This is a genomic window from Mesorhizobium sp. CO1-1-11 (genome assembly GCF_020164995.1).
GTDB classification, from domain to species: Bacteria; Pseudomonadota; Alphaproteobacteria; order Rhizobiales; family Rhizobiaceae; genus Mesorhizobium; species Mesorhizobium australicum.
Window position 1 is genome coordinate 63,069 of sequence record NZ_JAIUHE010000020.1, and the last position, 20,290, is coordinate 83,358.

At 63.8% G+C, this 20,290-nt stretch carries 22 protein-coding genes; 13 read left to right on the plus strand and 9 right to left on the minus strand.

All coding sequences use genetic code 11. The features are described 5' to 3' along the window. Nucleotides 1-230 precede the first annotated feature (230 nt). From LB554_RS22550 to LB554_RS22565, 4 genes are all read left to right on the plus strand, one after another. Nucleotides 231-770 (plus strand): sigma-70 family RNA polymerase sigma factor, encoded by a 540-nt coding sequence (locus tag LB554_RS22550; protein ID WP_041163301.1) that lies wholly within the window; start codon nt 231-233, stop codon nt 768-770. After that, nucleotides 767-1,678, plus strand: a complete 912-nt coding sequence (locus LB554_RS22555) for an anti-sigma factor family protein (protein WP_224587022.1) — start codon at nt 767-769, stop codon at nt 1,676-1,678. Before LB554_RS22550 ends, LB554_RS22555 begins: the two co-directional genes overlap by 4 nt. Nucleotides 1,679-1,777: 99 nt before the next feature. Continuing rightward, nucleotides 1,778-2,275: a 5-(carboxyamino)imidazole ribonucleotide mutase gene (gene purE / locus LB554_RS22560; protein WP_023773946.1), complete on the plus strand. Its 498-nt coding sequence runs from the start codon at nt 1,778-1,780 to the stop codon at nt 2,273-2,275. Further along, nucleotides 2,272-3,348 (plus strand): 5-(carboxyamino)imidazole ribonucleotide synthase, encoded by a 1,077-nt coding sequence (locus LB554_RS22565; RefSeq protein WP_224587023.1) that lies wholly within the window; start codon nt 2,272-2,274, stop codon nt 3,346-3,348. The genes purE and LB554_RS22565 overlap by 4 nt, the downstream gene beginning before the upstream one ends. A gap of 12 nt (nt 3,349-3,360) precedes the next feature. On the opposite strand, the gene LB554_RS22570 is transcribed toward LB554_RS22565, so the two are convergent. Beyond that, on the minus strand, nt 3,361-3,780 hold the full coding sequence (locus LB554_RS22570) for a lysozyme inhibitor LprI family protein (protein ID WP_015315324.1): 420 nt from the start codon (nt 3,778-3,780) through the stop codon (nt 3,361-3,363). 242 nt (nt 3,781-4,022) lie between these two features. Here LB554_RS22570 and ykgO point away from each other — a divergent pair, with 242 nt between their 5' ends. The 4 genes from ykgO to LB554_RS22590 all read left to right on the plus strand — a co-directional run bounded on the left by ykgO (nt 4,023) and on the right by LB554_RS22590 (nt 6,622). Further along, nucleotides 4,023-4,148: a type B 50S ribosomal protein L36 gene (gene ykgO / locus LB554_RS22575; RefSeq protein ID WP_006327841.1), complete on the plus strand. Its 126-nt coding sequence runs from the start codon at nt 4,023-4,025 to the stop codon at nt 4,146-4,148. A gap of 109 nt (nt 4,149-4,257) precedes the next feature. After that, on the plus strand, nt 4,258-4,905 hold the full coding sequence (locus LB554_RS22580) for a tetratricopeptide repeat protein (protein WP_224587025.1): 648 nt from the start codon (nt 4,258-4,260) through the stop codon (nt 4,903-4,905). 93 nt (nt 4,906-4,998) lie between these two features. Next, nucleotides 4,999-6,066, plus strand: a complete 1,068-nt coding sequence (locus tag LB554_RS22585) for an alpha/beta fold hydrolase (RefSeq protein WP_224587027.1) — start codon at nt 4,999-5,001, stop codon at nt 6,064-6,066. Between the two features lie 52 nt (nt 6,067-6,118). Continuing rightward, complete coding sequence (locus LB554_RS22590) at nt 6,119-6,622, plus strand: hypothetical protein (RefSeq protein WP_140616892.1); 504 nt, start codon at nt 6,119-6,121, stop codon at nt 6,620-6,622. On the opposite strand, the gene pyk is transcribed toward LB554_RS22590, so the two are convergent. Together pyk and LB554_RS22600 are read right to left on the minus strand one after the other, a co-directional pair. Continuing rightward, nucleotides 6,592-8,025 carry a pyruvate kinase gene (gene pyk, locus LB554_RS22595; RefSeq protein ID WP_224587036.1) on the minus strand — a complete coding sequence of 478 codons (1,434 nt, stop codon included), beginning with the start codon at nt 8,023-8,025 and terminating at the stop codon, nt 6,592-6,594. The two genes, LB554_RS22590 and pyk, sit on opposite strands and share 31 nt — an antisense overlap. Beyond that, nucleotides 8,022-8,468 (minus strand): DUF1036 domain-containing protein, encoded by a 447-nt coding sequence (locus LB554_RS22600; RefSeq protein ID WP_174361986.1) that lies wholly within the window; start codon nt 8,466-8,468, stop codon nt 8,022-8,024. The genes pyk and LB554_RS22600 overlap by 4 nt, the downstream gene beginning before the upstream one ends. Before the next feature lie 286 nt (nt 8,469-8,754). Here LB554_RS22600 and LB554_RS22605 point away from each other — a divergent pair, with 286 nt between their 5' ends. From LB554_RS22605 to LB554_RS22615, 3 genes are all read left to right on the plus strand, one after another. Beyond that, entirely contained in the window at nt 8,755-9,552 is a 798-nt protein-coding gene (locus tag LB554_RS22605; RefSeq protein WP_224587039.1) for an N-formylglutamate amidohydrolase, read from the plus strand. 11 nt (nt 9,553-9,563) lie between these two features. Further along, entirely contained in the window at nt 9,564-9,872 is a 309-nt protein-coding gene (locus LB554_RS22610; RefSeq protein WP_015315317.1) for a DUF1244 domain-containing protein, read from the plus strand. Nucleotides 9,873-9,970: 98 nt separating this feature from the next. Beyond that, nucleotides 9,971-11,152 (plus strand): MFS transporter, encoded by a 1,182-nt coding sequence (locus LB554_RS22615; RefSeq protein WP_015315316.1) that lies wholly within the window; start codon nt 9,971-9,973, stop codon nt 11,150-11,152. Here LB554_RS22615 and LB554_RS22620 read toward each other — a convergent pair. Continuing rightward, the gene (locus LB554_RS22620; protein WP_224587041.1) at nt 11,110-12,024 is read right to left on the minus strand and encodes a LysR family transcriptional regulator; all 915 of its coding nucleotides are present in this window, start codon (nt 12,022-12,024) and stop codon (nt 11,110-11,112) included. The two genes, LB554_RS22615 and LB554_RS22620, sit on opposite strands and share 43 nt — an antisense overlap. A 114-nt stretch (nt 12,025-12,138) precedes the next feature. On the opposite strand from LB554_RS22620, the gene LB554_RS22625 reads away from it, so the two are divergent. Further along, nucleotides 12,139-12,348 carry a DUF680 domain-containing protein gene (locus tag LB554_RS22625; RefSeq protein ID WP_140712641.1) on the plus strand — a complete coding sequence of 70 codons (210 nt, stop codon included), beginning with the start codon at nt 12,139-12,141 and terminating at the stop codon, nt 12,346-12,348. 89 nt (nt 12,349-12,437) lie between these two features. Then, a complete protein-coding gene (locus LB554_RS22630) occupies nt 12,438-13,415 on the plus strand; it encodes an SDR family oxidoreductase (protein WP_224587043.1) in 978 nt (325 codons plus the stop codon). Nucleotides 13,416-13,459: 44 nt separating this feature from the next. Here LB554_RS22630 and LB554_RS22635 read toward each other — a convergent pair whose 3' ends face one another. From LB554_RS22635 to LB554_RS22655, 5 genes are all read right to left on the minus strand, one after another. Next, nucleotides 13,460-13,618: a DUF3309 family protein gene (locus LB554_RS22635; protein ID WP_015315312.1), complete on the minus strand. Its 159-nt coding sequence runs from the start codon at nt 13,616-13,618 to the stop codon at nt 13,460-13,462. Nucleotides 13,619-13,714: 96 nt separating this feature from the next. Further along, nucleotides 13,715-16,891, minus strand: a complete 3,177-nt coding sequence (locus LB554_RS22640; protein WP_224587044.1) for an efflux RND transporter permease subunit — start codon at nt 16,889-16,891, stop codon at nt 13,715-13,717. A gap of 80 nt (nt 16,892-16,971) precedes the next feature. Beyond that, nucleotides 16,972-18,147, minus strand: coding sequence for an efflux RND transporter periplasmic adaptor subunit (locus tag LB554_RS22645; protein WP_140874806.1), 1,176 nt, complete (start codon nt 18,145-18,147; stop codon nt 16,972-16,974). A 537-nt stretch (nt 18,148-18,684) separates the two neighbouring features. Then, nucleotides 18,685-18,861, minus strand: coding sequence for a hypothetical protein (locus tag LB554_RS22650; protein ID WP_181171150.1), 177 nt, complete (start codon nt 18,859-18,861; stop codon nt 18,685-18,687). 92 nt (nt 18,862-18,953) lie between these two features. Next, nucleotides 18,954-20,084, minus strand: coding sequence for a patatin-like phospholipase family protein (locus LB554_RS22655; protein ID WP_224587047.1), 1,131 nt, complete (start codon nt 20,082-20,084; stop codon nt 18,954-18,956). Nucleotides 20,085-20,290 lie beyond the last annotated feature (206 nt).

Below are 20,290 nucleotides of genomic sequence, written 5' to 3' on the forward strand. Positions count from 1 at the left end.
ATGCGCTGCCGAGCATGATCGTCATCAGTCCCTTCTCCATGGCGCCCCTCCTTTTCATAGCGCCCCTCCTTTCATAGCGCTTGACACTGGTGACGCAGATGAATTCACTTTCAGCAAGGCAGACGACTTTGCCCGTTTCCGGGGGCTTTGCTCCTGCAAGCCAGGCAAAATCGCTGTCGCATCTTGAGGCGGCACGGCCTGTCCGCTCCGGAGAGGATCATGGTGCTGCTTTGAGCGACAGGGCCCTGGCAGAGCGTTTCAACGACGTAGTGCTGCCGCATCTTGGCGACGCGCTGGCGCTTGCCCGCTGGCTGACCGGCAATGCCGCCGACGCCGAGGATGTCGTTCAGGACGCCTGCATCAAGGCGCATGCCGGCATATCAGGCTACGCCGGCGGCAATGCGCGTGCCTGGCTGCTCACCATCGTGCGCAACACCTCCTACACCTGGATGGCGCGCAACCGGCCGCGCGGCATGATGGCCGTCGGCGACCTCGGCGATCTCGACGACATGGCGGCCGCCCATGGCACCAGCCTGCCGGACGAGGATGGTCCGGAAGCGAGCCTGATCGCCAGGGCCGACACGGCGGCACTGGAGGCTGCGATCGCTGCCCTGCCGCAGCCGTTTCGCGAAACGCTGGTGCTGCGCGACATCAACGGCCTCAGCTATCGCGAGATAGCGGCCATGCTCGACGTGCCGATGGGTACGGTGATGTCCAGGCTGGCCCGCGCCCGCGGCCTGCTGGCGTCCGAACTGGGGAGAGCGCCATGACCGGCCATGACGATGGACTGCCCAATGATCCCGAAGGTGTCAGACTGATGATCCACGCCCTTGTTGATGGCGAGCTTGATGCGGCGGCGGCCCTTGCGGTGGAGCGTCGCATCGCCGCCGATCCCCGGCTTGCCGCCGAACATGCCCGCATCCTTGCCTTGCGAGGCGCGGTCAGCCGCTTGCCGCGCCCCGACGTGAGCGACGCCTTTCGGGCCCGCATCGCGGCGATCGGCATGGCCAGCACCGAGCAGCCGGCGACAGCCGAGGCAGCAGAGCCGCAGCGCGGCACGCCGTCGGCGCTGCCGGGCTTGATTGCCGGCGCTGGCGTCGGCCAGCGGCGTGAAGCCGGGACGCGTCCTTCGCTGGCGCGGAGATCGCCGAGGGCAAGCCGCTTCGGCTCGTTCGACTGGCGCGCCATGGCGGCATCGATCATGATCAGCGCGGTGCTGGCCAGCGGCGCAACGCAATGGGTAATGTTCAACGGCGCCGAAGACGGCTTGGCCGCGGCCGTCGCCAGCGGCCATCGCCGCAGCCTGCTCGCCGCGAGCCCGATCGACATCGTCTCCTCCGACCGCCATACGGTCAAACCGTGGCTGGACGCCCGCATCGGCGTCTCGCCGCCGGCGCCGGATCTTGCCCAGGAGGGTTTCGCTCTTATCGGCGGCCGGGTCGAGGTGATATCAGGCCGGCCGGTACCGGCACTGGTCTACCGCCACCGCGAGCACCTGATCACGCTGGTCGCCGAACCGCAGCAGGGCGGCAAGACCACCCAGCCGGAGGATCTTTCCTCCGGCGGCTTTTCGATGGTGCACTGGAGCGACGGCGCCTTCTCCTATTGGGCGATCTCCGACATGGAGCGCCCCGAGCTCGACGACTTCGTTGCTCGCTTCCGCAAGGCGGCGGTATGAGCCGGAATGTGGCCGTCGGCATCTCTCCGATGGCCTGAAATCCTTGCGGCCCCGCACGAATTCCGCTAAGGCGCGCCTTTGTCGCCGGGGAGCAGAAGCTTGGACGATCAACGCGCCGACGTCGCCATCATCATGGGCAGCCAATCCGACTGGGCGACGATGCGTCAGGCAGCGGAGACGCTGGAGGCGCTTGGTGTGCCCCACAAACGGCTGATCATTTCGGCGCACCGCACGCCCGACCGGCTCTATGAGTTCGCCAAGGGCGCCAAGGCCGCCGGCTACAAGGTCATCATCGCCGGAGCCGGCGGTGCCGCGCATCTGCCCGGCATGACGGCGGCGATGACGCCACTGCCGGTGTTCGGCGTGCCGGTGGAGTCGAAGGCGCTGTCGGGCCAGGATTCGCTGCTTTCCATAGTCCAGATGCCGGCCGGCATTCCTGTAGGAACGCTGGCCATCGGCAAGGCTGGTGCGGCCAACGCCGCCCTGCTGGCCGCCGCCGTGCTGGCGCTCAACGACGACAAGCTTGCTCAGCGCCTCGATGCCTGGCGCGCCTCGCAGACCGCCAAGGTCGCGGCCGAACCGACGGATACGCCGTGAGCCTGCCCGCCGGATCGACCATCGGCATCATTGGCGGCGGCCAGCTTGGCCGCATGCTGGCAATGGCCGCCGCCCGGCTCGGCTACCGCACCATCGTGCTGGAGCCTCAACCGGATTGCCCGGCGGCCCAGGTCGCCAACCGGCAGATTACGGCCGCCTATGACGATCCGGCAGCACTTGCCGAACTGGCGGCTGCAAGCGCCGTCGTCACCTATGAGTTCGAGAACGTGCCGGTCGCCGCCGCAACCGCGCTTGCCGCCAAAGTGCCGGTCTATCCGCCGCCGCGCGCGCTTGACGTGGCGCAGGACCGGGTGAGCGAAAAGACATTCCTCAACGGCATCGGCATCGCCACCGCCGCGTTCCATCAAGTCGACACCGACGACGAGCTGGCGGCGGCGCTGAAGGCCTTCGGCGGCAGCGGCATCCTCAAGACGCGGCGAATGGGTTACGACGGCAAGGGCCAGCGCGTCTTCCGCAACATGGAAGCCGGCGGTTTCGCCGGCACCTGCGAGGCGATGGGCAATGTGCCGCTGATCCTGGAAAGCTTCGTGCAGTTCGAGCGCGAGATTTCCGTCATCGCCGCGCGAGGGCTGGACGGCACTGTCGCCGCCTACGATCCAGCCTGGAATGTGCACCGCGACGGTATTCTGCACACATCGACCTTGCCGGCCGGCGTTGCGCAGGCGACCGCGCGGGACGCGAAAGACGCGGCGACGAAAATCCTGTCGGCGCTCGACTATGTCGGCGTCATCGGTGTCGAGTTCTTCGTACTGGCCGACGGCTCCCTGCTGGCCAACGAGATCGCGCCCCGCGTCCACAATTCCGGACATTGGACCGAAGCCGCCTGCATCGTTTCGCAGTTCGAGCAGCATATCCGCGCCATTGCCGGCCTGCCATTGGGAAGCTCGAACCGTCATTCCGATTGCGTCATGGAGAACCTGATCGGCGACGACGTGCTGCGCGTTCCCGCCTTGCTCGCCGAGCCCGACCTGATGCTGCACCTCTACGGCAAGGCCGAGGCCCGGCCCGGTCGCAAGATGGGTCATTTCACCCGCATCAGCCGCCGCGGCTGATACCAGACACGCCTATTGCACCTCGTCGCTGTCCGCGTCGGGGCTGGCGCAACTTGCATCGCCTTCCTCGCAATTGGCGGAGGCGGCGAGCTGCTTGATGCGATCATTGGTCAGCCTGGTCAGGCATTGCGAGACCTCCATCGCATGGATGGACCCGCCTTGGCTGGCGGCGGTGTTATGCGCGCATTCGGCATCCCGGAAGCTGATCCAGGCGCGTTGTGCCACCTGAAGCAATCTCTTGCCATCGGCATCATCGGAGCCGATCAGCGCCTGATAGGCCGCATTGAGCCTGGCGTCGGCCGCCTGATAGTCCTCGCCGGCACAGATATTCATCATCTGCTGGCTGTCGTCGGAGCGGTCGCATTCTTGCCCTCGGGCAGCCGAGCTCGCCGCCAGGATGACGAGGCAGGAGGAGAGGAATATTCGGCGCATGGTCGTTCCCAAATCGCTTGCGATGGACGACATCATCCCAGCCGGCTCATGGCCGCGCAATGCCACGGGGCCGACATGGCGGATATTTGATGATATCGGGACGCGGAGCGCGCTTGCGGTTGACTTACGGTTGACATGGGCAAGTCTCCTCGTTTATGAGCCACCCACCGTTCAAAAGGCGCGTCTTCTGGCGCGCCTTAAAAATTCGACCCCGAACCGGGTCCAGACCGACAGGCAAGACCATGAAGATCAAGAATTCGCTCAAGGCGTTGAAGGCGCGTCACCGCGACAACCAGCTGGTTCGCCGCAAGGGCCGCGTTTACATCATCAACAAGACCGCCCCGCGCTACAAGGCGCGCCAGGGTTGAGTTTTCGGCCGGAGGCTTCTCGTCTCCGCCCATTGATGCTTGTCGGCCAGCCGACCTTCCCACGCTAAAATCACTTTGATGTTCCGCCGCCCGGGATTAAACTCGGGCGATGCGGATTGTTTTTGTATTCTTGACGACTTTGCTGGTTTCCGGCGTCATCCCCCTGCCGGCCCAAGCCGGTGATCGGCCGATCGCGGTGGCGGCCGCGGATGGTCAGCCGGCGCCCGCCGATGCCCAGCCAGCGGCTCCGGACACTCCGGCCACGCCGATGACGAAACAGGCCCGGCTCGACAAGTTGTTCTCCGACCTGAAGCGCGAGCGCAACGAAAAGGCCGCCGAGCGCATTGCCGGCAGCATCTGGAACGAATGGTTCCAGTCCGGCAGCGCCTCGATCGACCTGATGATGCAGTGGTCGCAAAAAGCGATGAATGATCAGAAATTCGACGTCGCGCTCGATTTCCTGGACCAGGTGGTGACCTTGCAGCCTAGCTACGCCGAAGGCTGGAACCGTCGCGCCACCGTGCATTTCATGATGAAGAACTACGGCAAGTCCATGGCCGACATCGACCGCACGCTGCAGCTCGAGCCACGCCATTTTGGCGCGCTGTCGGGCCTGGCCCAGATCATGGCCGAGACCGGCCACAAGCAATCGGCGCTCGAGGCCTGGCAGAAGGTGCTGGCCATCTACCCGATGATGCGCAGCGCCCAGAACCAGGTCGCGACCCTGTCGGAAGAGCTTGCCGGCGAAGGCATTTGATAGATCAGGAAATAGCCATTAGGCGCTGGCGCTGGAGCCAGCCCTACTGCCCTACCCCACAACTTATCCCCCTCCATCCCCGTATATCCCTGCATGAACCTGATCTATGCCGCGCTCGCCTTCCTGATGGCGCTTGTCCTTGCCCTGGTCGGCGTCACCCGCGCCGGCTCGTGGCTGATCGAGCGCCGCGGTCCTTCGGTCGGGGCGTTCGCCGACATCGACGGTGCCCGCATCCACTACGTCCACCTCCCCGCCCCAGCCAGTGCGGATCTGCCGCCGATCGTCTTCATCCATGGCGCCAGCGCCAATTTGAAAGACCAGATGCTGCCACTCAGGCCGCTGCTTGAAGGCCGCGCCGAAATGCTGTTCTTCGACCGGCCTGGTTTTGGCTGGTCCGGCCGCGGTCCAGGCAACAATGAGGACCCATCGGCGCAAGCCGCAACCATCGCCGCCCTGATGGACCGTCTCGGCATCAAGAAGGCAATTATCGTCGGCCATTCCTTCGGCGGCGTGGTGACGGCGGCTTTCGGCCGCGAGCATGCGGACAAGACGCTCGGGCTGGTCTTCCTGGCGCCGGCGACCCATCCCTGGCCGGGCGGCGCGACGTCCTGGTACTACGACCTGACCACCATTCCGGTGGTCGGCCGGCTGTTTTCCGAGACGCTGACCTATCCTGCCGGGACGCTGTGGATGGCGGACGCCACGACCTGCGTCTTCTCACCCAACAAGGTGCCCGACAATTATCTCGCCGCAACCTCGATCCCGCTGGTGCTGAGGCCGTCGGCCTTTCGCGCCAACGCCACCGACGTTGCCGGCCTCTATCGCTATGCGCTCGCCGCCGCACCGCACTACAAAGAGATCACGGCCCCGACCGTGGTCATCTCCGGCGACCGCGACAAGGTCGTCTATGCCCGGATCCACTCCGTCGGCCTGGTGCGCGACATCCCGGGTGCCGAGCTCGTCTGGGTGCATAATCTCGGTCATAAGCCGGACTGGATCGCTTCCGACCTCGTCGTCGGCGCCATCGAGAAAGTCGGCGGCAAGGATATCGATCTGGAAGCAATCGCCAGGACGGTGGAGGCACGGATTGCCGGCGACACGTATGGCACGGGCAAATGCGCCGACATCAAAGAACCTGAAGCGGAGCTCGCGCCGACCTGATGCGTGCCATCCGAAAACGGCCACCGCAGCCCGCCATTGGGATCAGAGCGGCATGTACGTCCTGAAACACGGCATAAAGAGAAATCCGGAAAAGCGATGGGCGCTGCCGGATCGCATCTTCTTCGGTCACGGGGCATGCGCCATTCTCGCCGGCACCTTCCTCAAGCATCCGCCTTTGGAGGGATTTTACGGCGAACGGATCATTCCTGACGAAGGCTTTTCAGGAAACCATATCTATGTGACGAACGGCCTGATCGCTTTCGACTATCATGGCTATTGCGCCCGAGAGCGGTTGCTCGAACACCATGAAAGAAGCTGGGCTTCGCGCAACGCCGGATGGCGTTGCACGATTGCGAAAGTGGATTTCGATCTGCTCGATAAGACCGAACTCAACCGGCGAAAGATGCTCGGCCCGGATCAGTATCTGCATGACCCCATTCCTCGCGCGCGACGGTTCCTCCAGCGAAAAAACCACGCGGAAGCCGCGGTAAGAGCGCTCAGGACTGCAACGACGCTGGGGGCCGACTACCGGCCGGCTGTTTCCGATCCGACATAGGCGATGCGCAGCATGTTGGTCGATCCCGGAGTCCGTAGCGGCACGCCTGCGGTGATGATGACCCGGTCGCCCGGCTTGCCGAAGTCTTCTTCCAGCGCGATGCGGCAGGCGCGGTTGACCATATCGTCGAGATCGGTGGCATCGGGCGAGACGACGCAATGCGTGCCCCATAAAAGCGACAACCGTCGCGCCGTGTTGAGGATCGGCGACAGCGCGATGATCGGCACCTGCGGACGCTCGCGCGCGGCGCGCAGGCCGGTGGTGCCCGATGCCGTGTAGGTGATGATCGCCGACAGTTTCAGCGTCTCGGCGATCTCGCGGGCGGCCAGCGAAATGGCATCGGCGCCGGTCGCTTCCGGCTCCGAACGCTGTGCGTTGATGATGCCGGCATACGTCGGATCGGTTTCGACCTTGGCGGCGATGCGGTTCATCATCGCCACCGCTTCGACCGGATAGGCGCCCGCCGCCGATTCCGCCGACAGCATGATCGCGTCGGCGCCTTCGAAGACGGCGATCGAAACGTCGGACACTTCGGCGCGGGTCGGCACAGGGGCGGTGATCATCGATTCCAGCATCTGCGTGGCGACCACCACCGGCTTGCCGGCACGGCGCGCGGCGCGCGTGATCTGCTTCTGGATGCCGGGCACCGCCTCCAACGGCATTTCGACGCCGAGATCGCCGCGGGCGACCATCAGCGCGTCGGACAGTTCGATGATCTCGGCCAGCCGGGCCACGGCCTGCGGTTTTTCCATCTTGGCCATGATCAGCGCCCGGCCACGGGCGATCTTGCGCGCCTCGGCCAGATCTTCCGGCCGCTGCACGAAGGACAGCGCGACCCAGTCGACGCCCGTGGCGAGCACCGCGTCGAGGTCCTTGCGGTCCTTCTCGGTCAGCGCGCCGACCGGCAGGTCGGTATCTGGCAGGCTGACGCCCTTCTTGTCGGAAATGGTGGTGCCGGCAATAACGGTGCAGACGATCGACTTGCCGTCGCTCTTTACCGCCTTCAGTTCGAGCTTGCCGTCGTCGATCAGGAGGCGATGGCCAGCCTCGACCGAGCTCAGGATTTCAGGATGCGGCAGGTAGACCCTTGTCGAGGTGCCGGGCTCGGGATTGTCGTCGAGCGTGAAGGTCTGGCCCAGCGTCAAGACTTCCTTGCCATTGGCGAACTTGCCGACGCGCAGCTTCGGGCCCTGCAGGTCGGCCAGGATGCCGATCGGCCTGCCAACTTTTTCCTCGACCGCGCGGATGCGGGCGACCAGCGTGCGCATCAGCTCATGATCGGTATGGCTCATATTGATGCGGAACACATCGGCGCCGGCTTCGAACAGCTTTTTCAGCATCTCCTCGGAGGAAGATGCCGGACCGATTGTGGCTAGGATCTTGACCTTGCGGCTACGTCTCATTGACTATTCGTTCCCGGGGCGGCTGGAGCGCCTCCCGTTGCGGGCTCGTCGGTGAGCTGGACCATCCAGCTTGCCTGCTCGCCCGTGTCATATTCCTGGAATCCGGCGCGCTGGAAGCCCCTGGCGACGCAGTCGCTTACGCCGGCAATCTTGAACTCTTTTTCAGCCACGCACATGTTGATCGGGCCGTCCCAGCGTCCACCGCGCTCGGCGTCTTCTGCATAAAGATAGTAAAACCTTGATGACAGCGGTCCTTCGATCAACGTCTTGCAACTCGATCCCTCGATGTGCCACCAGCCCTCGGTGATCCAGCCGGCCTTGGCCCGATAGCCGATACCGACGCCGACCAGGTTCTGCGTGGCGTTGCAGACGCGAAAGTCGGCGCGCGCCGGTGAAGCTGTGACCATCGCTGACAGTCCCACGGCGAGCGTCAGGAGCGGCATGGCTAAGGCAAAGCGCGCGCGCTGCCCGCCGTCGGAACCCATCCTAAAACCCCTCAAGAACCACATCAGCATCTCTCTGCGCCCCTTTTCGGAAAAGTCCGGGCGCATGTCAACGCGCCGTTTTGACCAATTCCAATCGATTTAGGAAGGCTCCCGGCGCACGACCGTCGCCCCGTGCCAGATTTCCCGGGAAACCTTGGCTAAACAACGGCATTGCGTACACGTCGTCTTCGTGGAATGACGATAGCATCCTCCCCGAAGGCCAGCGAACGACCATTTTCCGCCAATGACCCGATCCACAGTTTTCGCGCCCTTCGACATCGTCGAGGGCGACCGCAAGCGAGGCATCGTGCTTCTGGCGGATCACGCCCGCCGCGACCTGCCGGAAGAATATGGCAGCCTGGGGCTGCCGGCGGCCGAATTCGACCGCCATATCGCCTATGACATTGGCGCCGAAGCTGTGACGCGCGAACTGGCGGCCCTGCTCGATGCGCCGGCGGTGCTCGCCAATTTCTCGCGGCTGCTGATCGACCCCAACCGAGGCGAGGACGATCCAACACTCATTCGCCAGCTTTACGACGGCACCATCATTCCCGGAAATTATCCCCTGGCGCAGGAGGAACGCGAAAGGCGGCTCGATCGCTTCTACCGCCCTTATCACGACGCGGTCGGCGCCATGATTGCGTCAGTCGCGCAGGCTTCAGGGCAAGCGCCTTTCATCTTCTCGGTGCATTCCTTCACCCCTGCCATGCAGGGCAAGCAACGTCCGTGGCATGTCGGTATCCTGTGGGACAAGGACGACCGGGTGGCGCGACCGCTGATCGATATGCTGGCCGAGGACAAACAACTCGTGGTTGGCGACAACGAACCGTATGATGGCGCGTTGCGCGGCGACACCATGTTCAGGCACGCCATCGTCAATGGCTATGCCCACGCGCTGATCGAAATCCGCCAGGATCTGATAGCGGACCAGAAGGGCATTGTCGCCTGGGCCGGGCGGCTCGCACCGATCGTTGACGCGATCGACCGCCGTCCCGATATACATGCGGTAAAGATGTTCGGCTCGCGGACCGGGCCGCTATGACGGAGGTTTCGATGACCGAACTCAGCAACGAACAGAAGCGCGACTTCGAGGCCGCCGCCTTTCGGCGACTGGTCGAGCATTTGCGTGAACGGGGCGACGTGCAGAACATCGATCTGATGAACCTCGCCGGCTTCTGCCGCAACTGCCTGTCGAACTGGTACCGCGAAGCAGCCAATGCCGAAGGCGTCGAGCTCGGCAAAGAGCAATCGCGCGAGATCGTCTACGGCATGCCCTATGCGCAATGGCAGGCGCTCAACCAGATAGAGGCTTCGGACGCCAAGAAGGCGGAATTCGAAGCACGGCGCCCCAAGGATCACTGAGCCCGTTTAGCCCAAATGCTTTCCCACAACAGCGCTTGACTGAAAATTGAATCGATCTAATTTGCCGCGCAAAGCCATTTTCTGACCGGATTCGTGCCATGAACGCTTCGAACGCCATGCAGACTGCCATTCGCGGGCGATGGGCCGTGGCGGCCATTTTCCTCGCCAATGGTTTCCTGACCGGCAGCTGGGCGCCGCAGATTCCTGTCTTCCTGACCCGGCTGGACATCTCGAAATTCACGCTCGGCCTGCTGATCCTTTTGTTCGGCGCCGGCGCGGTCACCGCCATGACATGGTGCGGCCACCTGATCTCCAAACACGGCTCGCGCACCGTGCTGCGCTGGTTCGGCCTGTGCGGCAGCCTCGGCCTGCTGGTCGTGGCGCTGGCACCCGACGTGCCGCTGGCGGCCATCGCCATGTTCATATTCGGCGGCTCCATCGGCGGCATGGATGTCGCCATGAATGCGAATGCGGTGGTGGTGGAACGGCGGCTGGGGCGCGCCATCATGTCCTCGTCGCACGGCTTCTGGAGCCTCGGCGGTTTCGCCGGCGGCGCCCTCGGCGGCTTCGCCATCCAGACCTATGGCCACCTCGCCCATGCCGCGGTGGTGACCGTGCTTGCCTTCGCGGCAATCGCGGCGGCGGTGCCCCACATCGTGGCCGAAAACAAACCGCAGGCGGTCGAGCATCATAAATTCGCTCTGCCGGCAAACCCATTGGTCTACCTCATCGGCCTGATGGCCCTGTTGACGATGATTTCAGAGGGCGCGGTGCTCGATTGGGCGGCGCTGTATCTGCGGCAGGAACTCGGCGCCGACCTCGCCGTCGCCGGTCTTGCCTATGCCGCCTTCTCCGGCGTCATGGCGATCATGCGCTTTTTCGGCGATGGCGTCCGCAACCGCTTCGGCGCGGTGATGACACTGCGCGGCTCGGCCATCGTCGCGGCCGCCGGCATGCTGATCGCCGGCCTGTCACCTTCGCCTTGGCTCGCCATATCAGCCTTTGCGCTTTGCGGCTTCGGCATCGCCAACATGGTGCCGATCATCTTTTCCGCCGGCGGCAACCAGGAGGGCATGTCGTCGGGCACCGGCATGAGCGTCGTCACCACCATGGGCTATTCCGGTATTCTGGTGGCGCCGTCGGCGATCGGCTTCGTCGCCGAGCATTCCAGCTTCGGCCCGATCTTCATCGCCATGTCGGCTCTGCTGATCGTCGTCTTGCTGATGGCCGGTTTGGCTCACCGCGCCGAATTCGCTCCGGATGCCGCCCCTGCCGAATAGTGCTTCAATTCCTCGTGGAGAAAATCAGCCACGCGGCGGACGCGCACGCTGGTGCGCACGTCGCGATGCATGGCCAGCCATACCGGCAGGGCAGGCAAGGGCAGGCCGGGCAACACTTTTTCGACCAGCGGATCGCGGTCTGCCAGCGGCTCCTGGCCAAGACCAACGCCGTTTCCCGCCCGCACGGCTTCCCAAAGCACGATCTGATTGTCGGCCCTGAAACGAAAGCTGTTTCGGGTGACCGGGATGCCATACTGGGAAAAGGCCCGGATCATCTCGTCGCTGCGATCGAAGCCGATCAGGGCGTGATTGACGAGGTCGGCCGGCCCCACCGGGCGCCCGCACCTGTCGAGATAGGATATGGCCGCGCAGGCGCAGAGTGCGATATCGCAGACCTTGCGCGCCACCAGTTCGTTCTGCGCCGGCTTGACCATGCGGATGGCAATGTCGGCATCCCTGCGCAGCAGGTTCTCGACCTGGTTCGAGGCAACGATCTCGACCTCGATGCCGGGCTCGTCGACGCCGAGCCGCGCCATCATGTCGGGCAGCACATAGGCCGCTACCACCTCACTGGCCGCGATGCGCACTGTGCCTTCGATCGCCTCGACCGAACCCAGAGCGAGCCGTGAAAAGGCGCTTGCCTGCTCGCTCACCGTCTTGCCGCGCTCGAACAGCGTGGCTCCCGCTTCGGTCAGCGCATAGCCGCTTCGGCCGCGCCGGAAAAGCGTGACGCCGAGCGCCTGTTCCAACTCGCCGATGTGACGGCCAAGCGTCGGCTGGCTTGCCGACAGCTTTCGCGCCGCGGCCGACAGGCTGCCGGTTTCCGCCACGGTGACAAAGCTCTTGATCAGGTTCCAGTCAACGTCTTCCATTCAATAATGAATATCAAAACTGCATTCGTAGTCAATTTTAATTCATCGATGAAGCGATCATATTCACCCTGCAAACACCGATACCGACTGCAACAACCAATCAGGAGTAATACAATGACCAAGATCGCAATCGCAACCGCCGCCCTCTTCATCGCCGCCAACACGGCTTTCGCCGGCAGCGACAAGTTCGGCTCGGACAATGCCAGCCAGCCAACCGTCGTCACCACCGACAATGTGACCACCACGTCGATCAGCAAATCCGAGGCGACCAATCAGAAGCCAGCCGTCCAGGGCAGCAACCGCGACCTCTTCGGCAGCCGGTGAACGGCGGCCCTCGAAAATCCAGAAGCGGCGGGCTCGTCCCGTCGCTTCTAGGCAAACCCCGCACTTGAAAACAAATAAGGAGACGAAGAATGACCAAGATCGCAATTCTCGGCGCCAATGGCCGGCTCGGTCGCGTGGTTGCCAAGGCCTTCATCGACGCCGGCTTCGACGTCCGCGCCGTCACCCGTACCGGCATGGTGCCGGCCGAGCTTGAGGGCGCCACGGCGGTTGCCGGCGATGCGCTGGACCGTCAATCGCTGATCCAGGCCACCGAGGGCGTCGACATCATCTTCAACGGCCTCAACCCGATCTACACAGACTGGGGCAAATGCCTGCCAATGGCCGAAAATGTCATGGCCGCCTGCCATGCCAACGGTGCGCAGCATCTCTTCCCCGGCACCGTCTACAATTACGGCTCGCCTATGCCGGCGGTGATATCGGAAGACACGCCGTTCCATCCGACGACCGAGAAGGGCCGCATCCGCTGTGCCATGGAGGATCTGTTCCGCCGTGAGGCCGAGGCCAGACGGGTGCGCACCATTGTTCTGCGGGCCGGCGATTTCTTCGGCGGCACCGGCAGCGGCTCCTGGTTTGACCTGATCGTCGCCGCCAAGATCAACAAGGGCATCTACACCGCGCCCGGTCCGGCCGACCTCGTGCATGAATGGGCCTATTTGCCGGATTTCGCCGTCGGTTTCGTCGCGCTGGCCCGCAATCTCGACAAGCTCGGCTTCTATGAGGCGCTGAACTTTCCAGGCCATGCCGTCACCGATCTCGAGATCAAGGTGGCCGCCGAGAACGCCATCGGCCATCAACTCAAGATGACTTCCATGCCTTGGTGGGTGCTGCGCGCCGGCAGCCCGTTCGTGGCGATGTGGCGAGAGATCGTCTCGATGTCATACCTGCGCTTCGAGCCGCACCGGCTGGCCTCGACGCGGCTGGCAGGCATCATCGGCGAAATCCCGCATACGCCGCTCGATCAGGCGGTGAACAAAGCCTTGCAGGATATCGGCATCGCCGTCGCCCACCCGTCGCCAGGCCGCCTGATCGAGCTTGCTGGCAGGTGAGAACGGCTGCGCTCGGTAAGGTCCGGCGGCGAAATCGTTGCCGGTCAGATCCTGCCCAGCACAAGCAGGATCAGCACCACGACCAGGATGACGCCGACAATGCCCGATGGTCCGTAGCCCCAAGAGCGCGAATGCGGCCATGCCGGCACAGCGCCGATCAGGATCAGGATCAGGATGATAACGAGAAGTGTGCTGATCGTCATTTTGAGCCCTCGCCGTCTGGTTGCATTCGAGGGAACAATGCAAAAGGCCGCCCGGTTGTTCCCGGACGGCCTTTGTTGCTTGGCCTGCGAAACGCTCTATTCCGCCGCCTTCGGGAAGCTGACTGCCGGCTCGGCGCCGACATCTGCCAGAGGCCCTTGGGACGATATCTCGCCCTGGCCGCGCCGGAAGAGACGGCTGATTAAGCCGCGTCGCGCGCCGGGCTTGACCTTGGCGCGGGTGAACACCATCAGCATCGACGGCGTCACAACCAGCGTGAGAATGGTGGCGAAGGACAGGCCGAAGACGATCGCGGAGGACAGCGAAATCCACCATTGCGTCGACGGCGCATTGATCGTCGTCTCGTGATGGAAGATTTCGAGCCCAAGGCCGAAGGCGATCGGCAGCACGCCGAGAATCGCCGACACCGCCGTCAGCACAACCGGTCGCGCACGCTCGCGGCAGGTCTGCAGCACCGCGTCCATCTTGTCCCAGCCCTCCTCACGCAACCGGTCGTAGGTGTCGATCAACACGATGTTGTTGTTCACCACCACGCCGGCCAGCGCGATGACGCCAATGCCCGACATGACGATGCCGAACGTCTCGCCCGTGATCAGCAGTCCAAGGAACACGCCGATTGTCGCCATGACCACGCAGGACAGCACCAACCATACGCTGGTGAACTTGTTGAACTGCGCCAGCAGCACCAAGAAGATCAGGAAGATCGCCGCGCCGAAGGCCTTGCTGAGGAAGGCGCTGGCTTCCGCGCTGTCCTCGTTCGATCCGGCGAGCTTCCAGCGTATTCCGCTGCCCAGATTCATATCGGTGACGGCCTGAGTGACCTGCTGCTGGACTGCCGCGACCTGTTGGCCGGCGGCAACATTGGCCTGCACCACCACGGTTCGGGCACCGTCGATGCGGTTGAGGATGCCGACCGTCGGCTCGGGTTTGCGCACGACGAAGTTTGAGATCGGCACCGACCCTTGCGAGGTCTGCACCCTGAGCTCGTCCAGCGTCGACAGCGTGCGCCGGTCTTCCGGAAGACGCAGGCGGATGTCGACGGCGTCATCGGCACCAGCAGGCCGGTATTCGGAGAGCTTCAGTCCGTTCGTCACCAGCTGCACCACGGTGCCGACCGAAGTCGGGCTGATGCCGTATTGCGCGGCCTTGGCGCGGTCGACCTCGAGAGCCCAGTCGACACCGGGCGGCGGCAGGCCATCGGAAATATCGATGACGCCCGGCACCTTGGCGATACGCGCCGCGACGGCGCGCGCCTTGTCGTCGAGGCCGGCTGGATCGACGGCCGATAGCCTGATCTGGATCGGTTTGCCGGTCGGCGGACCGGCTTCCGGCACGCGCACCTCCACGTCGACCCCGGGAATGCCGGCCATCACGCCGCGCAGATCGCTTAGGATCTGGTTGGCGGACTTGCGTTCGCGCCAGTCGATGAATTCGTACTGGATGACGCCGACGACGTCCTCGGGCACGTCCTGGCCGCCGCCCTGCGTCTTGCCGACGCGGGTGTAGACCGACTTCACGCCAGGCCACCCGAGCAACCGGCTCTCGGCGATCTTGGTCGCCGTATCCATTTCGGCCAGCGAAAGGTTGCCGCGGGCATGCACGTAAAGCAGGCCGTAGTCAGGTTCGACGCTCGGGAAAAACTCGACGCCGGCACCGTACTTTGAATAGCCAACGAAAATACCGGTCAGCAAGACGACGGTGAGCACCATCACGGTGATGGGAAAGCGCACCGCCTGCTTGACGACAGCCATGTACCAGCCGTCGCGATTGCCATCCTCGTGATGCTGCGGCGCCTTGGCGAATATAGCGCCCAGCGTCGGCGCGAAGACCAGCGCATAGAGCATCGAGGCCGACAGCGTGACGATCAGCGTGATCGGCATGTACTTCATGAAATCGCCGATGATGCCGGGCCAGAACAACAGCGGCGAGAAGGCGGCGATACGCGTCATCGTCGCGGCGATGACCGGGCCGGCCATGCGCTTGGCGGCAAGCGCGAAGGCTTCCTGCTTCGGCATGCCTTCGCTCATCCGTCGTTCGGCGAACTCGGTGACGATGATGGCGTCGTCGACCAGCATACCGACCGCCAGGATGAGGCTGAACAGCACGATCATGTTGATCGTGTAGCCCATCATGGCAAGCAGCAGGATGCCGATCAGGAACGACGAGGGGATGGCCAGGCCGATGAGCAGCGAGGCACGGCCGGACAGCGCGTAGAGGATGACGATGAACACCAGGATGACGGCGATCATCACGTGGTTCTGTAGGTCACCCAGCAGCTGGTTGACGAAGACTGACTTGTCCTGCGTGTAGGTGACGTGCATGCCCTCGGGCATCGTCTTGACGAAGGTATCGGACACCTCCCTGACCTTGGTCAGCGTATCGATCAGATTGGCGCCGATGCGCTTCTTGACTTCGATGGCGATGGCCGGCTTGCCGTTGAGGCGTGTGATCGTCGTCGCGTCGGCGAAGGTCGAGCGTATCGTCGCGATGTCCTTAGCCTGCACCACGGCATTGGGCCCGGCGACCACGGGAAGTGCCGCCACATCCTCGGGTGTCTCGATCAGCGACGGCACCTTGACGGCATATTTGCCTTCCGAGCCCTCGATATTGCCGGCGGCGACCAGGCTGTTGGAAGCACCGACAGCGCCGATCAGCTGGTCGAGCTGCAGGCCATAGGACGACAGCTTCATCGGATCGATGACGACCTCGACCAGATCGTCGCGCGAGCCCTGCAACGAGCCTTCGAGCACGCCGGGCACTTCCTCGATACGATCACGCAGTTCGCGCGCCGCGGCCGCCAGCACGCGTTCGGGCAATTCGCCGGACAGCGTGACGACGAGCACCGGAAATTCGGAAATGTTGACCTCGGTGACGACAGGCTCCTCGGCCGCCTGCGGCAGGTCGGCCTTGCCGTCCTGCACCTTGGAGCGGGTGTCCTGCAGTGCCGTCGCCAGGTTCGTCTGCGGCTGGAACTCGACCAGAACGTAGCCGCCGCCCTGGAAGGCGGCCGAGCGCATCTCCTTGAGGCCCTTCAGGCTTTTCAACTTGCTTTCCATCGGCCGCAGCAGAAGACGCTCGGAATCCTCCGGCGAAATGCCTTGATAGATCAGGCTGACATACATCATCGGAATCGGAACGTCGGGTTCCGCTTCCTTCGGTGTCGATTGATAGGCGACCCAGCCTGCAATCAGCAGGAAGACCAGGACCGAGATGGTCAGGCGGGCATTGTTGATTGCGAGTCTGACGATATCCATGACTTATGCCTGCTGTTGCTTTCGGGAGTGGCGAACGGACATGCTGTCGCCGGACAAGGCCCGGCGCCGGCGCCCATGCGCTACTGCGTCCCGGCGGTGGCTTCGCCGATCAACTTGTTGATGGTAGCCTGGTCGGCCTCGACCGGATGGACCTCGTCGCCTTCCTTCACCAGTTCCTGGCCGGCAACGATGATGCGCGCATCGGCCGGGATGCCGCCAAGCACGAGACCGGTCGGCGTATCGTCGACCAGATCGATCGGGAAGAACGCCACCTTGTTGTCCTTGCCGACGGCACGGATGCCGAGGTCGCCCTTGTCGCCGAGCGTCACCACCGAGCGCGGCAAAAGCACCGCGTCGGTCGGCAGCGCGCTGAGCTGGATTTCGGCCGTCATGCCGGCAGGCACCGAGCCATCGGCATTGGGGATGGCAATCTCGACACGGAAGGTACGGGTCGCCGACGAGGCGTCGCGGCTGATGTAGCGCACGGTGCCTTCGACGGTCTGGCCGCTGACCAGCCGAACGCTGGCCTTGTCGCCGATCTTGAGATAGCCGAGGTCGCGCTCGCTGATTTCGCCGCGCGCGATCACCGGATCGAGCTTGAGGATCGTCGCCACCTCGCTGCCCTGCATGACGGAGCTGCCGAGTTCCACCGGCACCCGGTCGATGACGCCGTCGAACGGCGCCTTCACTTCGTTGCGGTCGAGCTCGGCCTGTGCGGTGTCCAGCTGCGATTGCGCCTGGGTCAGGTTGGAGCGGGCGGTGTCGAGCTGCAGCTTCGGCAAATTGCCTGTCTTGGCCAGACGCTCGGCGGCGTCGAGTTCGGCCTTGCGCTGCGCCACAAGCTGCTTGGCGTTGTCGACCATCGAGATCTTTTCCTCGGCGGCGAGCATCAGCACCAGGTCGCCGGTGTTGACGTGGTCGCCCTGCTTGACCGGCAGCTTGTCGATGACGCCGGCGACGCGGGTTGCCAGCACCGCGCGCTTGTCGGCTTCGGTCAGCCCGGAAATGCGGATGGCGCGCGCATAGGTCTTTCGCGGCGGCGTCACCACAGCGACGGTACGCAGCGGGGCTTTCGGTTCGGCTTCCGCCGTCTTCGGCTTGCTCGCGTCCGGCGTCTTGCCCTGCTCGGCTTCGGCTGCCTTGGCCTTGTTCGCCGCTACGCTGCCGACCGACGAGAACTCGCCTGTCGCCATCCACGCCGCGAAACCGATGAGCACAACAATGGCTGCAAGCTTGTGAAACCTGATTTTAGGCATCGTCATTTTTCCACTGCGGGTTCGGCCAGCACCGCGTCTGATGACGCGTGCGCGTCGCCGATATGGGTGCGCGCTCGACCGTGTTCAAATTGCCGTGATCGGCGAGCGCGCTTCTACATCAAAGTTGCATCGCAATATAGCCCCAAAGTTGCAGCAGCATTGCGTAGCCGAACAAGGTGTGGCCGCCATGAAACGGTACTTCGTCACTTGCCAGGCTACTTGGTGAAGCCGGCCGCCGGCTCACGATCCGGCTCTGAAACATCGTCCACCGGAGACCAGCGCGGCTCGCCACAGGCCCGTCCGGTCGTCTCCGAAATATAGCCGCGATCCGCATTGCGTCGCCGATCGAAGTGCAGGCACAAACCGACGATCCGCGTCAGTGTGATCGGCGAGGGGCAATGATCGAGACACCATAACACTCGATTAAAGGGCTGGAATTGTTCGAAAAAAAGGCACGGCAACCTTTCAGGTCAGGTTTGCCGCCGCCAAGGCCCCGAGGTCGAACCTGATGCTGAAAAACTCAACGCGCCCGCATTCTTACGCCTTGGACCATCGCGTCGCGATACGCGCGACATAGGGCTCGGCACGAGACAGGTGCGGGAACACCGGGTGTGTTTCGTCCCATTCGCAATTCGGGTCGAGCATTGCGCCCGATCCCTTCGGACGTCTTCCGCCCGGCGTCATCTGACCGTTGGTGGCAACAGGCGTCAGCATGATGACGGCTCTTCCGCACGCCAAGGTTGCTGTCACGCCAGCAGCGCTGGACTACGCGCTGCTGCGGAGACCCCGCCATGCCGCCGGCGGGCTCAGGCCCGACGGCGCTCTGCCTCCGGATTCTTGCGAACGGCGAGAAACTCCTTCACGCGACGGCCCGGTGCTGGACCGCGGACCGGCTTGAAACCGTCGTCGAGTTCGCCCGAGAGATCGAGCGTGGCATGCTTGCCGACGGCAGCGTAATTCTCTTCAAGCCAGTCGCTGGCGGCGGTGCGGCCGAGGTCGCGCAGATAGGTCAGGAAGGCCCATTCGGCATTGACCTTCGAGGATGCCGACAGGCCCTTGAACGCCTCGTCGGCATCGATGCGGTGCATGCGGATGTCCCGGTATTCGCCATGCGGCAGACGCCCGGCGGCGATCAGTTCCTTGACGAAGGCGATCGAGCGGAATTCGCGCAGCAGCCCGGCATTGAAGGTGATCTCGTCGATGCGGTTCTGGATCTCGTTGGCGCTTCTCGGTGTTCCCTCGCGCACCACCGGGTTGATCTGCACCAGAAGCACGTCCTCGGTCGCCGCCGTCTTGAAGAACGGATAGAGCGCCGGATTGCCGCCATAGCCACCATCCCAATAGGGCACGCCCTTGATCTCGACAGCACGGAACAATTGCGGCAGGCAGGCCGAGGCCATCACTGTGTCGAGATCGATCTCGCCGTCGGAAAACACTCGCAACTGCCCTGTCTCGACATTGGTGGCGGAGATGAACAGTTCCATCGGCTTGCAGGCATGGACATTCCCGAAATCGATCTCCTGCGCGACGACGTCGCGCAGCGGATTGAGGCCGAGCGGGTTGGCGACATAGGGCGAGAATACCCGCGACATGGTGTCGAAGAAGACATAACCCGGCGTGTTCTCGATCGACCAATTGCCCCAGGCGACATCCCACGGCATGCGTTGCACCGGGCTGAACCGTCCCTTCGCCGCCACCGCGCGCCAGAAATCGTCCAGCTTCTTGCGCGCGCCCTCGACCCCGCCTGTGACAAAACCGTCAGCCAGCGCCACAGCGTTCATCGCGCCGGCACTGGTACCGGACACCGCCGATATCTCCAGCCTGCCATCCTCCAGCAGCCGGTCGAGCACGCCCCAGGAAAAGGCGCCATGCGAGCCGCCACCCTGGAGAGCGATGTTGATCTTCTTCTTTTCCTCCGCCTTGCCGTTCTTCGTCATGGCGTTCCTGTCATCCTGATTCGCCGGCCCGCCCCCACGTCATTCGAAGGAAGCAGCTATCGCCAGCTTATGTTGCAGTGCAGCATATAAGGATGGGCCAAGGCAAGAACACGAACACGCTCGCGTGATCACATGAAATTTCGGTCATGCGAAAGCCAATCGCTGCATGCGGAGAGACCGCGGCTTTCGAAACAGACATGAAGCCA

Excerpts from the sequence above, each read along its gene's own strand:
- LB554_RS22555 (WP_224587022.1), top strand. The coding sequence starts at position 767 with ATGACCGGCCATGACGATGGACTGCCCAATGATCCCGAAGGTGTCAGA.
- LB554_RS22570 (WP_015315324.1), bottom strand. The coding sequence starts at position 3,780 with ATGCGCCGAATATTCCTCTCCTCCTGCCTCGTCATCCTGGCGGCGAGC.
- ykgO (WP_006327841.1), top strand. The coding sequence starts at position 4,023 with ATGAAGATCAAGAATTCGCTCAAGGCGTTGAAGGCGCGTCACCGCGAC.
- LB554_RS22580 (WP_224587025.1), top strand. The coding sequence starts at position 4,258 with ATGCGGATTGTTTTTGTATTCTTGACGACTTTGCTGGTTTCCGGCGTC.
- LB554_RS22585 (WP_224587027.1), top strand. The coding sequence starts at position 4,999 with ATGAACCTGATCTATGCCGCGCTCGCCTTCCTGATGGCGCTTGTCCTT.
- LB554_RS22590 (WP_140616892.1), top strand. The coding sequence starts at position 6,119 with ATGTACGTCCTGAAACACGGCATAAAGAGAAATCCGGAAAAGCGATGG.
- pyk (WP_224587036.1), bottom strand. The coding sequence starts at position 8,025 with ATGAGACGTAGCCGCAAGGTCAAGATCCTAGCCACAATCGGTCCGGCA.
- LB554_RS22600 (WP_174361986.1), bottom strand. The coding sequence starts at position 8,468 with ATGCCGCTCCTGACGCTCGCCGTGGGACTGTCAGCGATGGTCACAGCT.
- LB554_RS22605 (WP_224587039.1), top strand. The coding sequence starts at position 8,755 with ATGACCCGATCCACAGTTTTCGCGCCCTTCGACATCGTCGAGGGCGAC.
- LB554_RS22610 (WP_015315317.1), top strand. The coding sequence starts at position 9,564 with ATGACCGAACTCAGCAACGAACAGAAGCGCGACTTCGAGGCCGCCGCC.
- LB554_RS22615 (WP_015315316.1), top strand. The coding sequence starts at position 9,971 with ATGAACGCTTCGAACGCCATGCAGACTGCCATTCGCGGGCGATGGGCC.
- LB554_RS22620 (WP_224587041.1), bottom strand. The coding sequence starts at position 12,024 with ATGGAAGACGTTGACTGGAACCTGATCAAGAGCTTTGTCACCGTGGCG.
- LB554_RS22625 (WP_140712641.1), top strand. The coding sequence starts at position 12,139 with ATGACCAAGATCGCAATCGCAACCGCCGCCCTCTTCATCGCCGCCAAC.
- LB554_RS22630 (WP_224587043.1), top strand. The coding sequence starts at position 12,438 with ATGACCAAGATCGCAATTCTCGGCGCCAATGGCCGGCTCGGTCGCGTG.
- LB554_RS22635 (WP_015315312.1), bottom strand. The coding sequence starts at position 13,618 with ATGACGATCAGCACACTTCTCGTTATCATCCTGATCCTGATCCTGATC.
- LB554_RS22640 (WP_224587044.1), bottom strand. The coding sequence starts at position 16,891 with ATGGATATCGTCAGACTCGCAATCAACAATGCCCGCCTGACCATCTCG.
- LB554_RS22645 (WP_140874806.1), bottom strand. The coding sequence starts at position 18,147 with ATGCCTAAAATCAGGTTTCACAAGCTTGCAGCCATTGTTGTGCTCATC.
- LB554_RS22650 (WP_181171150.1), bottom strand. The coding sequence starts at position 18,861 with ATGCTGACGCCTGTTGCCACCAACGGTCAGATGACGCCGGGCGGAAGA.
- LB554_RS22655 (WP_224587047.1), bottom strand. The coding sequence starts at position 20,084 with ATGACGAAGAACGGCAAGGCGGAGGAAAAGAAGAAGATCAACATCGCT.